We start from the raw sequence: 13,457 nt of genomic DNA, 5'->3' as shown, positions 1-13,457 counted from the left end.
CATGAATGTTTTAGAAATGGTTTCGGCCATTAATCCGATTGCGTTTGAAATCGGTGGATTACAAGTGCGTTGGTATGGGATTATTATTGCTTTTGCAATTTACTTAGCAACAACATTGGCGGATAAAGAAGCCACTCGTAAAGGGTATCGAAAAGAATTTATCATTGATTTAGTATTTTGGGCTGTGCCTCTTGGCTTTGTCGGAGCTCGCTTGTACTACATTCTATTTGAATGGCAGTACTACTTAGCAAATCCTGGTGAAATCATCCAAATTTGGCATGGAGGAATAGCCATCTACGGTGGTGTCATTGCCGGTGCAGCAACTGTCTACTGGTTTGCGAAAAAAGAAAAAGTATCGTTTGCATTACTCTTAGACATCTTGGCACCTGTCGTTTTACTCGCACAAGCGATTGGGCGCTGGGGAAACTTCACAAACCAAGAAGCGCATGGAGAAGCTGTAACGCGTGCATTCCTAGAAGGCTTGCATTTACCAACTTTTATTATTGAGCAAATGCATATTGATGGTGTTTATTACCATCCAACTTTCTTATATGAATCACTTTGGTCTTTTGTCGGCGTATTAATTTTATTCTACTTACGCAGACGTAAAGGCGTAAAAGTCGGAGAAATCATGTCAGGATACTTATTATGGTATTCATTTGGGCGCTTCTTTATTGAAGGAATGCGTACAGATAGCCTCTGGATGTTTGGTATTATCCGAATTTCGCAATTAGTCTCAATTGTGTTATTCTTATTAGGCATCGCTATTATCGTGGTGAGAAGACGTAGAGTTCCAGCCGTGCCAGATTATGTATCGATTGACGATCCACAATCTCCAGTATTGTTTGGAAAAGCGTAAAGGAGAACAACTATGACAAAAGTAGCTATTTTAGGAGCAGGTTCATGGGGGACAGCACTGGCAATGGTGCTCGCAGAAAACCATCATGAAGCTCGCTTATGGGGAAATAACGAAGCTCAAATTCAAGAAATTAATGAGCGTCATACGAATGAACATTACCTTCCAGGGGTGTTTCTGGACCCAGCAATTCGAGGCTATTTAGATTTAGCCGAAGCCGTGAAGGGTGTGGATGCGGTCTTATTCGTACTCCCAACAAAAGTCATTCGTTTAGTAGCCAAACAATTAAATGGATTGCTTGAAAACAAACCGATGATTATTCATGCAAGTAAAGGGTTAGAACAAGAAACGTTTAAACGTATTTCAGAAATTTTAGCAGAAGAATTGGACCGTGACAGCTACGAGGATATCGTGGTGTTATCTGGACCAAGTCATGCCGAAGAAGTGGCGCGCCGTGATATTACAACCATCACTGCAGCATGCGAAAACTTGGAATCTGCTAAATACGTGCAAACTCTTTTCAGTAATTCTTTCTTCCGTGTTTATACAAATACGGACTGTGTCGGAGTGGAAATGGGAGCTGCACTTAAAAACGTTATTGCGGTTGGAGCAGGGGCTCTTCATGGTTTAGGCTATGGGGACAATGCAAAAGCTGCGTTAATGACAAGAGGATTATCAGAAATTAGTCGTCTAGGAATTGCTTTTGGAGCAGATCCACTGACCTTTATTGGACTTAGTGGTGTGGGCGATTTAATCGTAACATGTACGAGTATTCATTCTCGTAACTGGAGATGTGGGGACCAAATCGGGAAAGGCATTCCGCTTCCAACGATTTTGGAAAATATGGGAATGGTTGTAGAAGGGGTAGAAACGTGTAAAGCCGTCTACGCTTTGGCACAAGAGAAGAACATCGAAATGCCAATTACAACTGCTGTTTACAATGTTTTATATAAAGGACATGATGTTCGCGAAGAGATTCAACGCCTAATGGGTCGTGAATTTAAATCAGAAGCATCAATTAAAGAACACCAATAAACCAAATCGGAGGAAAAGACCTATGACAAAAGTTAGAAAAGCCGTTATTCCAGCAGCAGGACTCGGAACTCGTTTCCTTCCAGCAACAAAAGCGATGGCGAAAGAAATGCTGCCAATCGTAGACAAACCAACGATTCAATATATCGTTGAAGAAGCTCTAGCATCAGGGATTGAGGATATCTTAATCGTAACTGGTAAGAGCAAACGTCCAATCGAGGACCATTTCGACTCAAACATCGAATTAGAATCAAACCTTGAAGCAAAAGGGAAGACAGAGTTGTTAGAACTTGTTCAAGAAACAACAGGAATTAACTTATACTTTGTGCGTCAATCTTATCCAAAAGGATTAGGGGACGCGGTTCTTCAAGCCAAAGCATTCGTGGGTGGCGAGCCATTCGTGATTATGCTTGGGGACGATATTATGCGTGATGAAGTACCTTTAACAAAACAATTGATTGAAGGTTACGAAAAAACACATGCGTCAAATATCGCTGTAATGGAAGTTCCTCATGAAGAAACGTATAAATACGGAATTATCGATCCTGAAAGCCAAGTGGAAGAGGGATTATATAATGTACGTCGTTTCGTAGAAAAACCAAAACCAGAAGATGCGCCAAGTAACTTAGCGATTATTGGTCGTTATTTATTAACTCCTGAAATCTTTGAAATCTTAGAAAAACAAGAACCAGGTGCGGGTGGCGAAATTCAATTAACAGATGCCATTGATACATTGAACCTTACACAAAGAGTGTTTGCAAAACAATTCAAGGGTGAGCGTTTCGATGTGGGTGATAAATTTGGTTTTATGAAGACAAGTATTGAATTTGGATTAGAACATCCTGAAATCAAAGACAGCTTAAAACAATACGTGATTGAATTAGGTAAAAAACTCGAAGGAACTTTAGATGAGCAATAAAGTTGCCGTTTTAAAGAGAGTATCTTAAACTAAAAAATGAAGAGGAGCGTTGGACTATGTCTCAGCGCTCTTAGTTTATACAAAAGGAGAATCTCTGATGGAAGAAAGAACAATTTATGATGTAGTCATTATCGGAAGCGGCCCTGGTGGGATGACCGCAGCGCTTTATACTTCTCGTGCAAATTTAAAAACATTAATCCTCGAAAAAGGTGTTCCTGGTGGAGAGTTATTAAATACTTCAGATGTTGAAAACTATCCAGGATTCCCAACGATTTCTGGACCAGAATTAGCCGACAATATGTATAAAGGTGCGATGCAATTCGGTGCTGAATATGCATATGGTCAAGTTTCAAAAATCGAATTAGAGGGCGACCTTAAAGTGATCACAGCCGGCAAGAAAACATACTATGCTTATGCAGTAGTGATTGCGACTGGTTCTTATCACCGTAAATTAGAAGTTCCAGGTGAAGAAGAGTACGCTGGACGTGGCGTTTCATACTGTGCGGTATGTGATGGAGCATTCTTCAAAGATAAGAAAATCTTTGTTATCGGCGGGGGAGACTCAGCCGTAGAAGAAGGAACGTATTTAACACAATTCGGACAAAGCGTAACCATCGTTCACCGTCGTGACCAATTACGTGCGCAAAAGGTATTGCAAGACCGTGCATTCGCCAACGAAAAAATCGACTTCTTATGGAATTCAACCGTTGAAGAATTCGTAGGAGACGGTTCTAAAATCACAGGCGTTCGCGTAAAAGATGTGAATACAGGAGAAGTAACAACGCATGAAGCGGATGGTGTCTTCATTTATGTAGGCCTATTACCAGTTTCTGATCCATTCAAAGACTTAAACATCACAGATGCAGAAGGTTGGATCGTGACAAACGAGCAAATGGAAACTTCTATTCCTGGAATCTTTGCAGTGGGCGATGTTCGTCAAAAAACATTACGTCAAATCACAACAGCTGTTGGAGATGGCGGACAAGCAGGACACATGGTTTATAACTATGTTGAAGAAATCAAAGAAAAATTAGCTAAATAATCGAAGAAACTCTAGTGTGACTCGTGTTGCATTAGAGTTTTTTTATTTTTGAAATGAAAAGAACCAAATTTATATAAAATTTTTCATTATCATTACAAATTCATGGGATAAAATACTTTTTATAAAAATTGTGATAGAATAGATAAAATAAAGAAGGTGGTGAATGAATGAATCGCAAAGTCATAAAAGGATTAGGAATTGCAGTTATCGTACTAGCATTGATGGCTTGCTCTCGCAGACCAGAGCAAACAGCCAATAACTCGGCTCCAGTCGTTCAAATTTCTAAAAATAACGCTGAATCTACTACAGCTCAATCTACAACGGCTGCACAAGAAACAACAAGCGATACGACACGTAATGCGAATAATTTAGCGCGTGAGGCCATTGCAGAAATTGAAAAACGCAAAAATGTCGTTTTAGGTGAGAACTATGAGATTATCATTCAGGCACAAACGAATGACTCGGTTGACGTACAAGTACGTCATGTAGAGAATTCGAACACCTCCATTTATGGGTTCTTCCGCTATCATGCCAGTGATAAAAAGTTAGAAGAGATGGATAGTACCACTGGGGAATTTAAATCAGTAGAGTAATCTCGGAAAGTAGGGTTTATATGACAAACACAGTAAATTTAGATTGGAATAATTTAGGATTTGATTACATTAAGACAGACTTACGTTACATCAGCTATTACAAAGATGGTCAGTGGGACGAAGGTGCGTTGATTGAAGATAATGTCTTAAAAGTAGACGAAGCTGCAACAGCACTTCACTACGGACAACAATGTTTCGAAGGGTTAAAAGCATACCGTTGTAAAGATGGTAGCATCAATTTATTCCGTGTCGACCAAAATGCTGCTCGTATGGCGCGTTCATGCCGTCGATTACTCATGCCTGAATTTCCAGAAGAACGTTTTATCGAAGCCGTGAAAAAAGTGGTAAAAGCAAATGAACAATGGTTACCACCATACGGAACTGGCGGAAGCTTATATATCCGTCCATTCATGATTGGGGTAGGAAATAATGTTGCGGTACGTCCTGCAACAGAATATATTTTCTCAATCTTTGTAATGCCAGTAGGGGCATATTTCAAAGGCGGATTAACACCAACGAACTTCATCGTTTCTGAATACGACCGTGCAGCACACGTAGGTACAGGGGCTGCTAAAGTCGGCGGGAACTATGCGGCAAGCTTACTTCCTGGTAAAGAAGCGAAAGAACGTCATTTCAGTGACTGTATTTACCTTGATCCATTGACACATACAAAAATTGAAGAGGTAGGGGCTGCGAACTTCTTTGGTATTACTAAAGATAACCAATTTATCACACCTTACTCTCCATCAATCTTACCAAGTATTACAAAATACTCATTACTTTGGTTAGCAGAACACCGTCTTGGGTTGACTGTTAAAGAAGGCGATGTATATGTAGACCAATTAGATATCTTTGCAGAAGCAGGGGCTTGTGGTACTGCAGCTGTTATTTCTCCAGTTGGCGGTATTCAAAACGGAGACGACTTCCATGTATTCTATTCTGAAACAGAAGTAGGTCCTGTCACACGTCGTTTATACGATGAATTAGTAGGCATCCAATACGGAGATGTAGAGGCTCCAGAAGGTTGGATTCAAAAAGTTTTATAAGAATAAATTTTTCAAAAAATCCGTGGTAATCTGAATTGACAAAGTGCACTGCATTTGTTAATATATACCAGTATGAAACTCAATGAGTTAATGAAATAAATTGAATGAGAGGTGTCATCCATGCGTATCAACATTTTATTAGAATGTGCTGAAACAGGTGAACGTTTATACTTAACAAGCAAAAACAAACGTAACAATCCAGAGCGTTTAGAATTAAAAAAATATTCTCCAAAATTACGTAAACACGTTGTCTTCAAAGAAACTAAAAAATAATTTTGAGAAATTCGGAAGAGTTAGGCTGCTGCCTAACTCTTTTTATTTTGTTTTTTGTGCTTTTGAGAAAAGACCGCAGGTCTTTAACGAATCATTTGGATATTCCATAGTTGCTACAATAGCTGTACCGGCGTGAGTCTTTCGTCTCACCGCCTATCGAGCCTCAAAGTAGGAGTAAGGAATCAATTCCTAACTCCTACTAATTCGCATCGATTACACTCGCTATTGTTGCTACTATGGACCAAATGATTCTTCAGACCTGCTTGCAAAAAAAGTTAGGGAGTGCTTAACTTTTTGAATTACTTATTTTTTGTTTCTTTGAACAAGGTGTTTAGAAATTTTGTCTCGGAGGGACGGAAGCGAGGTAGTGCGTGCTTCGTACGGGCTAGAAATAGAATAAGGTACTACTTAAAATCACGTGCTTTGAAATTTTGTTTTGCAAAATCATAAGAAGTAGTTTATTCACCAAATCTGGTGAATAGAGACAGAGAAGGATACTTTTTCTACCTTATAAGATGCAGTGAGGCTCGCGAGGAGACATGGGATTCTATAATAGCAGTAATAGGGGATGGCGCTAAAAGCGAATTAGCGGGAGTTAGGAAGGTTTCCTTACTCCCGCTTTGAGTTTTAGAGGTGAGAGACTTCGGCTCGAACCGGTGCCCTATTACAGCTATTATGAAGACATCCCGTGTCCCAAAAGCGAGCTCAAATACTCTTAGAGAAAAGCAGAAAAGTGGATTTGTTCACTGTATGTGTTCACAGCAGTGGGGATATCATGTATACTAGAACAGGTGATTATTTTGGAAAAACAAAATTTTATAACGACGGGGCACATTAATCGGGTGATTTTAACGATTGCGACTCCGTTAATGATTAATAATTTAATTCGAACTTTATACAATTTGACAGACGGGCTTTATGTGGCGCAACTTTCTGCAGAAGACTTTGCGGCAACCGCGTTTATTTGGCCGTTGAATTTCTTATTTATTTCTCTTGGAATGGGGATTAGTGTCGGAGCGACGGCGCTTATTGCTCAGTATTTTGGAGCAGGAAAATATAGAGATGCGAAGCGTTATGCAGGGAATGCGATGGTGTTAACGTATTTCTTTGGGTTTGTGCTATCCGTACTTGGTTATTTCCTTGCACCATTATTCGTGGAATTGATGGGAGCAGAGGGGACCTTCCTGGCAAAATCCGTAGCTTATTTGAAGATTAACTTCATTGGGTTGTTCTTTGATTTCTGCTACTTCGGCTATCAGTCCTTATTAAATGCACAAGGAAGAACGCGTACGATTACGATGATCAGTGCGGCGTCTTCGATTGCTAACGTTATTCTAGATCCAATCTTTATTTTTGCGACGATTCCTTTTGTCGGCCTCACTGGCTTGAACTGGGGAATTGAAGGGGCAGGATGGGCGACTGTTATTGCAAAAGTACTATTATTAGCGCTTGCCATTCGTGCCGTTCGTAAGGAATCAGATATTCAAATCTACTTAAGACATGTCAAAATTGACAAAGAAGTGATGAAAGAAATCCTTAAAGTCGCATGGCCATCTGCCTTCGGGTATGGTGGAGCTGCATTAGGATTCACCGTCTTAAATGGACTTATTCAGTCGTATGGAACGTCAGTACTTGCTGCGTATTCGATGGTAAACCGTATTTCGGATTTACTAACGCAACCACAGATGGGAATCGGGGCGGCGCTAACAGCTATCATCGGACAAAACATGGGTGCTGGTCTCTATGATCGTGCACACGCCATCTTTAGACGAGCGCTACTATGGGTGCTCATGATTTCAACAGTTGGCTGTATCATCGTCTTCTTCTTCCAGTCTCCGATTCTTGGAGTCTTCATTAAAGATAGAAGCGATGCCGTTCTTTGGGCAAATGCCGTTGAGTATTTAAACTATACCGCCTTTATCATTTTCTTCATGGGAATGTTCTCGGCGTACAACGGATTCTTCCAAGGGTGTGGCGTGACGAAATACTCGATGAATATGTCAGTGGGACGACTTTGGGTATTACGCTTGCCGATTATTTGGGTGCTTGGAGCCTTTACAGCACTCGGGGCAACCGGTGTATGGATTGCCATGTTATTATCAAACGCGTTAACGGTTCTTTATGGACATATCGTCTATAAGACAAAAGACTGGAGCACATTACATTATGCGAAAGGAGAGCAGTCGTGATTAAAGATTTTATTCATTATTACAAACCGTATAAAAAATTATTCTTACTCGATTTTACCTGTGCGGTAATCGTGGCCATTCTCGAACTTGCCTTTCCAGTAATGGTGAGAAGTGTCATCGATAACATCGTGCCGTCTCAAAACTTGCAACAAATTATACTCGTGGGTGCAGGGCTACTTGCGCTGTATGCCTTCTCGACAACTTTGAACTTTATCGTAGTGTACATGGGGCATATTTTAGGGATTAACATCGAAACGGATATGCGCCGTGAGTTATTCGCGAAGGTTCAAAAACAATCCTTCTCGTTTTTTGACAATATGAAAATCGGGGAATTAATGAGCCGATTGTCGAGTGATTTATTCGATATTAGCGAATTAGCGCACCATGGGCCAGAAGAATTCTTCATCGCCATTATGACCTTAATCGGTTCGTTTGTGTTGATGTATCAAGTGCATCCAACGCTTGCGCTATTGACGATTTTCTTCGTTCCGATTATTGCGGTGGCACTGGCGGTATTTAATCGTCGCATGTCTCGTATCAATCGAAACATCTATAAGGGGTTAGCCAACTATACGGCAGGACTAGAAAATGTACTGAGCGGAATGCGTGTGGTGAAGGCCTTTGCGAATGAAAGTCATGAGCAACAACTCTTCGAAGAACTCATTCAAGAGTATCGCTCGAATAAAATCGCGTTCTATCGTACGATGGGGACAAGCAGTAGTTTCAACTACTTATTAATGCGCAGTATTAATCTCTTCAGCTTAATCGTAGGAGCGTACTTCACGGTCCTTGGTGATCTAACAGCGGGAGAATTAGTCGGCTACATCTTACTATCCAATGTGTTCGTGGGACCGATTAATAAAATGAACTCGATGATTGAATTGTATCCAAAAGGGTTCGCAGGTTTCCGTCGTTTCAAAGAATTAATGAATGTCGAAATCGATATCAAAGATGCACCGGATGCCATTCCGGCTCCTGCGTTTGAAGGACGTGTGGAATATAAAAATGTTGGATTCGGATACGAAGAAGATAAGAAGGTGTTGGAACATATCAACTTGACGGTGGAACCAGGTCAAACGGTTGCCTTCGTTGGACCAAGTGGGGTTGGGAAGACAACGCTCGTGAACTTATTGCCTCGCTTCTATGATTTAAAAGAAGGGGAAATCTTGGTTGATGGAACCAACATCAATCGTTTCACCTTACAGTCTCTTCGCCGACAAATCGGTATCGTGCAACAAGATGTGTTCCTCTTTAATGGAACGATTCGCGAGAATGTATTGTACGGTAGACTCGATGCGACAGATGAGGAAGTAGATCGTGCCATCGAGCAAGCGAAACTGAAAGAAGTCATTGAAGATTTAGAAGATGGCGTGGATACACATATCGGAGAACGCGGTGTGAAATTGTCAGGCGGACAAAAACAACGCCTCTCAATTGCTCGTATTTTCTTGAAGAATCCTTCTATTTTAATCTTGGACGAAGCAACGAGCGCGCTCGATACGCAAACCGAGAAGTTTATTCAACAATCGTTTGACGAGTTGGCAGAAGGTAGAACGACCTTTATTATTGCTCACCGTCTTGCTACGATTAAAAATGCAGATCGTATTATTGTGGTGACAGAAGATGGACTGACAGAAGACGGCACGCATGAAGAATTGCTCGCGAAAAACGGTGCGTATGCGGCTTTATACAAAGCACAATTTAAATAGTAGAAAAATGCGGAGTAGGGATTCGTTTCTTGCTCCGTATTTGTTTTAGCTTTTTTGAATTTATCGTAAACTATGATACAATGACCCAGAGAAAACTTAAGGAGAACGTTGATGAGTATTTTAAATGTAGAAAAATTAACACACGGCTTCGGCGAAAGAGCTATCTTCAATGATGTGAGCTTCCGTCTATTAAAAGGGGAACATATCGGACTCGTTGGAGCAAACGGTGAAGGGAAATCAACCTTCATGAATATCGTGACAGGTCAATTACAACCCGACGAAGGGAAAATCGAGTGGTCTAAAAATGTAAAGGTGGGATACTTGGACCAACATACCGTCCTTGAACCAGGAATGACGGTTCGCAGTGTTCTTCAAAAAGCCTTCGACGATTTATTTGTGGCAGAAGCGCGTATTAATGAACTGTATATGGCGATGGGAGACGCAAACGAAGACGAAATGAACGCAATGCTGGAAGAAGTGGGCGAGTTGCAAGAGCGATTAGATAGCCACGACTTCTATATTCTTGATGCCAAAATCGATGAAGTAGCGCGTGCATTAGGCGTTGCAGCATTTGGGATGGATAGCGACGTAAGTGAACTCAGTGGAGGGCAACGTACAAAAGTGTTACTGGCAAAACTATTATTAGAAAAACCAGACATTTTATTACTCGACGAGCCGACAAACTACTTGGACGCAGAACATATCGAATGGTTGAAACGCTACTTGCAAGAATACGAGAATGCATTTATCCTGATTTCGCATGATATTCCATTCTTAAACAGCGTCGTGAACTTGATTTACCATATGGACAATCAAGAGTTAAACCGTTATGTTGGGGACTATGATCAGTTCCAAGAAGTGTATGCGATGAAGAAATCTCAACTAGAAGCGGCGTATAACCGTCAACAAAAAGAGATTGCGGACTTGAAGGACTTCGTAAACCGTAATAAGGCGCGTGTGGCAACACGTAATATGGCGATGTCTCGTCAGAAGAAACTGGATAAGATGGAAGTCATCGAATTAGCTAGTGAGAAGCCAAAACCAAAATTCGAGTTCAAGACTTCTAGAGCGCCTGGTCGTTACATCTTCCAAGCCGAAGACTTAGTGATTGGATATGACCGTCCATTAACAGGACATGTGAATCTTGAGATGGAACGTGGCCAAAAAATTGCGATTGTTGGGGCGAATGGTATCGGTAAAACGACACTACTCAAGAGCTTATTAGGGATTATTAAGCCATTGAATGGAAAAGTAACGCGTGGTGACTATATCGATCTTGGGTATTTCGAACAAGAAACGCCAAAAGGCAATCGTAAGACAGCCCTAGAAGAAATCTGGGATACCTTCCCATCAATGACACAACCAGAAGTACGTGCGGCGCTCGCTCGTTGCGGCTTAACAAGTAAGCACATCGAGAGTCAAGTGCAAGTACTCAGTGGGGGAGAGCAAGCAAAGGTGCGCTTCTGTAAGTTGATGAACGAAGAATCAAACGTGCTCGTACTTGACGAACCAACGAACCACTTAGACGTAGATGCTAAAGATGAGTTAAAACGTGCATTACAAGAATATAAAGGAAGTATATTAATGGTATGTCACGAGCCTGAATTTTACGAAGGATTAGTGACAGATATTTGGGATTTCTCAAAATTCGCATAAAAATTAAAATCTTCACTTTTAGGGAAGAAAGTTGATACAACCGTTTTCGAAGCAGGGCTTGAATTTAGTTCAAGTTCTGCTTTTTTGGTCTAATTAAAACCCCCGGATTGTCCGGGGGCCAAAAGGCTTTAGCGGAGTGATAATGAAAAAAGCCTCCTTAGTTGTGATTCGTTTGTGGTCTGCAAACTACAACGGAAAAATAAGGAGGTTTTGTCATAGGATATACCGATGACTTACACAGTTTATCACACACGAAATGGAACTGTAAGTATCAAAATAGATCATTTTGGTCTAGAGGGTATTATGTAGATGCGGTGAGAAAGAATTCTAAAGCTATTGGAGAGTGTACACGGAATCAATTAAAAGAGGATTATATAGCAGAAAAATTTGAATTAGAATGGGAAGATTCGTTTACAGGAAAACGTAAATAGGTGCTCGTCGCAGGCAACACGAGAGCCTTGAGGCGTCGCTCTGAGATCAGGGCTATGCCCGAAACTGAAAAACCACCGGCTTAGCCGGTGGATATTTTTTGCACATCAAAAAACGCTACAAAACAATGTTTGTAGCGCGAAGTATTTTGTAAGCCGCAAGGGTATACTCAGAGGCACAGAAGGCCAACTATGAGGCTAATGGTGTTGAATGGTTTGAAGTCATGACCGAATTAAAAGCGTGTCAGATTTGCCAACCGTTCAACGGGAAGATATTTAAAGTATCTGAGTTGGTTCCAGCATTGAACGCACCACCATTTCATCCTAACTGTCGATGCACGACGGTTCCGCATTTTAGGAAAGATTCAAAGCGCTTAGGTAGAGATGAAAAAGTAGACAAGGAAATATTGCAATTTGAACAATCAGACAAGGAAAAAGTCCGTAGAATTAAAGAGCAATTCATGAAATACAGACTGGTCTAAGATTCTGAAAATATTCCACAATCATTTGGAGATTTTTATGATTTGAAGTATAATGATGTTAATAAGTTTAGTATGATTCAATTGGATTTTAAGCGTCAGACTAGATTACAAAAAAATCCGCAACTAACACTACCTAAGGTAGATAATATGATCATAAATGAGAAGAAATTTACTCATTATCTTTTCAATCCTGATAATCCAAAAGGTTTTGCTAAAGGTAAGAATTTTACCCGTCTTTTAGGATATGACTTGAACAATTATCGCGAGATGATTGAAGAAATATCAAATAGAGCACCCAAATATCCAACGAAAGCGAAAACTAAAGATGAATATGGACATAGATATGAACAAAAAATGGTAATGTATGGTATAAAGAACAATCCTGTAAATGTTGTTGTTGCATGGAATGTTACTGAAGAAGGTGCCCATCTTACGTCTACTTATATCAAGGAGGTTTCTGATGAAGATAGAAGAGTTTGATACAGTCATTTTAAAAAACGGCCAATCTGCAGCAGTTGTAGAAAAGCTAAGCGAAGATACTTTTATTGCTGATATAGGCGATTCACCCAAAGATTGGGATACCATAACAATTACAATCAATGAAATAGAAAAAGTAGCACATAGAGAAATCTAAGTGCTTTTTTGCTGCTCAAAACATTAAAGATACCATGGTTCATGAACTAACGCATAAAAAACATTGGGATTCTGCTAAAGCATTTTACAAAGCAAATAAAAAAGCGCTATAATAATATTGAACAAGCGATGACTGCGTTGAATTCAGATTTAGTTACTTATGTAAAACAACAACAATCTATAGATCGCGGTTACTTAAAAAATATTAGCTTGAACGCGTACAACGCCTTTATGTATCACAACAATATCAATGAACTAGTTGCAGAAGTTGGGGTTATTGGAGACGATGTAATTGATAAAATATTACTACAAAAGGTAAAGGAGGTATTGAGATGGAAGTAATGGCTGTTCCAAATAACGAATTGTTAATTTTTTATAATCAAATCGATGAGTGGGTTGACCAAGTTTATCCAGATCAAGATAAACCTCTTGTATCTTTTAAACAAGGAACTCCTAAGTCTGTTTTGGATTTGTTCGATACTATTAAATCTAAAATTGGTTTTGATTACGCAGTATAGTATAAAACAATTAAGCACCTAGAGAAATCTAAGTGCTTTTTTGATGCTCAAAACTTTAAAAATAGAAATCTAACCGTATGA

Annotated in this window: 15 protein-coding genes and 1 pseudogene; all 16 read left to right on the top strand. The window is 40.1% G+C overall.

All coding sequences use genetic code 11. The annotated features are described in order from the left end of the window. The first annotated feature begins 1 nt into the window (after window position 1). The 16 genes and pseudogenes from lgt (at window position 2) to O3793_RS07755 (ending at window position 13,376) form a co-directional block, all read left to right on the top strand. Window positions 2-859 carry a prolipoprotein diacylglyceryl transferase gene (lgt, locus tag O3793_RS07830; RefSeq protein WP_048781807.1) on the top strand — a complete coding sequence of 286 codons (858 nt, stop codon included), beginning with the start codon at window positions 2-4 and terminating at the stop codon, window positions 857-859. A gap of 12 nt (window positions 860-871) precedes the next feature. Continuing rightward, entirely contained in the window at window positions 872-1,891 is a 1,020-nt protein-coding gene (locus O3793_RS07825; protein ID WP_371446628.1) for an NAD(P)H-dependent glycerol-3-phosphate dehydrogenase, read from the top strand. Window positions 1,892-1,913: 22 nt separating this feature from the next. After that, window positions 1,914-2,807 carry a UTP--glucose-1-phosphate uridylyltransferase GalU gene (gene galU / locus O3793_RS07820; RefSeq protein ID WP_048781810.1) on the top strand — a complete coding sequence of 298 codons (894 nt, stop codon included), beginning with the start codon at window positions 1,914-1,916 and terminating at the stop codon, window positions 2,805-2,807. Between the two features lie 97 nt (window positions 2,808-2,904). Beyond that, window positions 2,905-3,849, top strand: a complete 945-nt coding sequence (gene trxB / locus O3793_RS07815) for a thioredoxin-disulfide reductase (RefSeq protein WP_371446625.1) — start codon at window positions 2,905-2,907, stop codon at window positions 3,847-3,849. Between the two features lie 167 nt (window positions 3,850-4,016). Then, window positions 4,017-4,442 (top strand): hypothetical protein, encoded by a 426-nt coding sequence (locus O3793_RS07810; RefSeq protein WP_371446623.1) that lies wholly within the window; start codon window positions 4,017-4,019, stop codon window positions 4,440-4,442. Window positions 4,443-4,462: 20 nt separating this feature from the next. After that, complete coding sequence (locus tag O3793_RS07805; RefSeq protein WP_048711970.1) at window positions 4,463-5,488, top strand: branched-chain amino acid aminotransferase; 1,026 nt, start codon at window positions 4,463-4,465, stop codon at window positions 5,486-5,488. 120 nt (window positions 5,489-5,608) lie between these two features. Next, window positions 5,609-5,761, top strand: coding sequence for a 50S ribosomal protein L33 (gene rpmG, locus O3793_RS07800; protein ID WP_005607156.1), 153 nt, complete (start codon window positions 5,609-5,611; stop codon window positions 5,759-5,761). A gap of 791 nt (window positions 5,762-6,552) precedes the next feature. Beyond that, window positions 6,553-7,950 (top strand): MATE family efflux transporter, encoded by a 1,398-nt coding sequence (locus O3793_RS07795; RefSeq protein ID WP_371446679.1) that lies wholly within the window; start codon window positions 6,553-6,555, stop codon window positions 7,948-7,950. Next, on the top strand, window positions 7,947-9,659 hold the full coding sequence (locus O3793_RS07790) for an ABC transporter ATP-binding protein (protein ID WP_371446620.1): 1,713 nt from the start codon (window positions 7,947-7,949) through the stop codon (window positions 9,657-9,659). The genes O3793_RS07795 and O3793_RS07790 overlap by 4 nt, the downstream gene beginning before the upstream one ends. 111 nt (window positions 9,660-9,770) lie before the next feature. After that, the gene (locus tag O3793_RS07785) at window positions 9,771-11,315 is read left to right on the top strand and encodes an ABC-F family ATP-binding cassette domain-containing protein (RefSeq protein ID WP_371446617.1); all 1,545 of its coding nucleotides are present in this window, start codon (window positions 9,771-9,773) and stop codon (window positions 11,313-11,315) included. Between the two features lie 215 nt (window positions 11,316-11,530). Beyond that, window positions 11,531-11,746 (top strand): hypothetical protein, encoded by a 216-nt coding sequence (locus O3793_RS07780; protein ID WP_371446677.1) that lies wholly within the window; start codon window positions 11,531-11,533, stop codon window positions 11,744-11,746. 167 nt (window positions 11,747-11,913) lie between these two features. Continuing rightward, window positions 11,914-12,225: pseudogene (locus tag O3793_RS07775) on the top strand (minor capsid protein); the annotation flags it as partial. Between the two features lie 42 nt (window positions 12,226-12,267). Beyond that, the gene (locus tag O3793_RS07770) at window positions 12,268-12,705 is read left to right on the top strand and encodes a DUF6883 domain-containing protein (protein WP_371446615.1); all 438 of its coding nucleotides are present in this window, start codon (window positions 12,268-12,270) and stop codon (window positions 12,703-12,705) included. Then, a complete protein-coding gene (locus O3793_RS07765; protein WP_371446613.1) occupies window positions 12,686-12,859 on the top strand; it encodes a hypothetical protein in 174 nt (57 codons plus the stop codon). The genes O3793_RS07770 and O3793_RS07765 overlap by 20 nt, the downstream gene beginning before the upstream one ends. Before the next feature lie 34 nt (window positions 12,860-12,893). Further along, window positions 12,894-12,971, top strand: coding sequence for a hypothetical protein (locus O3793_RS07760; RefSeq protein ID WP_371446675.1), 78 nt, complete (start codon window positions 12,894-12,896; stop codon window positions 12,969-12,971). Between the two features lie 219 nt (window positions 12,972-13,190). Beyond that, complete coding sequence (locus tag O3793_RS07755; protein ID WP_371446612.1) at window positions 13,191-13,376, top strand: hypothetical protein; 186 nt, start codon at window positions 13,191-13,193, stop codon at window positions 13,374-13,376. Window positions 13,377-13,457 lie beyond the last annotated feature (81 nt).

The sequence above is a fragment of the Granulicatella sp. 20925_1_28 genome, from assembly GCF_041433575.1.
Lineage (GTDB): Bacteria > Bacillota > Bacilli > Lactobacillales > Aerococcaceae > Granulicatella.
The sequence above is the reverse complement of the archived record's forward strand: the minus strand, read 5'-3'. Positions and strand labels throughout refer to the sequence as shown.

What these genes read in the sequence shown, in the direction of transcription:
- lgt (WP_048781807.1), top strand. Translation starts at nt 2, where the DNA reads ATGAATGTTTTAGAAATGGTTTCGGCCATTAATCCGATTGCGTTTGAA.
- O3793_RS07825 (WP_371446628.1), top strand. Translation starts at nt 872, where the DNA reads ATGACAAAAGTAGCTATTTTAGGAGCAGGTTCATGGGGGACAGCACTG.
- galU (WP_048781810.1), top strand. Translation starts at nt 1,914, where the DNA reads ATGACAAAAGTTAGAAAAGCCGTTATTCCAGCAGCAGGACTCGGAACT.
- trxB (WP_371446625.1), top strand. Translation starts at nt 2,905, where the DNA reads ATGGAAGAAAGAACAATTTATGATGTAGTCATTATCGGAAGCGGCCCT.
- O3793_RS07810 (WP_371446623.1), top strand. Translation starts at nt 4,017, where the DNA reads ATGAATCGCAAAGTCATAAAAGGATTAGGAATTGCAGTTATCGTACTA.
- O3793_RS07805 (WP_048711970.1), top strand. Translation starts at nt 4,463, where the DNA reads ATGACAAACACAGTAAATTTAGATTGGAATAATTTAGGATTTGATTAC.
- rpmG (WP_005607156.1), top strand. Translation starts at nt 5,609, where the DNA reads ATGCGTATCAACATTTTATTAGAATGTGCTGAAACAGGTGAACGTTTA.
- O3793_RS07785 (WP_371446617.1), top strand. Translation starts at nt 9,771, where the DNA reads ATGAGTATTTTAAATGTAGAAAAATTAACACACGGCTTCGGCGAAAGA.
- O3793_RS07765 (WP_371446613.1), top strand. Translation starts at nt 12,686, where the DNA reads ATGAAGATAGAAGAGTTTGATACAGTCATTTTAAAAAACGGCCAATCT.
- O3793_RS07760 (WP_371446675.1), top strand. Translation starts at nt 12,894, where the DNA reads ATGGTTCATGAACTAACGCATAAAAAACATTGGGATTCTGCTAAAGCA.
- O3793_RS07755 (WP_371446612.1), top strand. Translation starts at nt 13,191, where the DNA reads ATGGAAGTAATGGCTGTTCCAAATAACGAATTGTTAATTTTTTATAAT.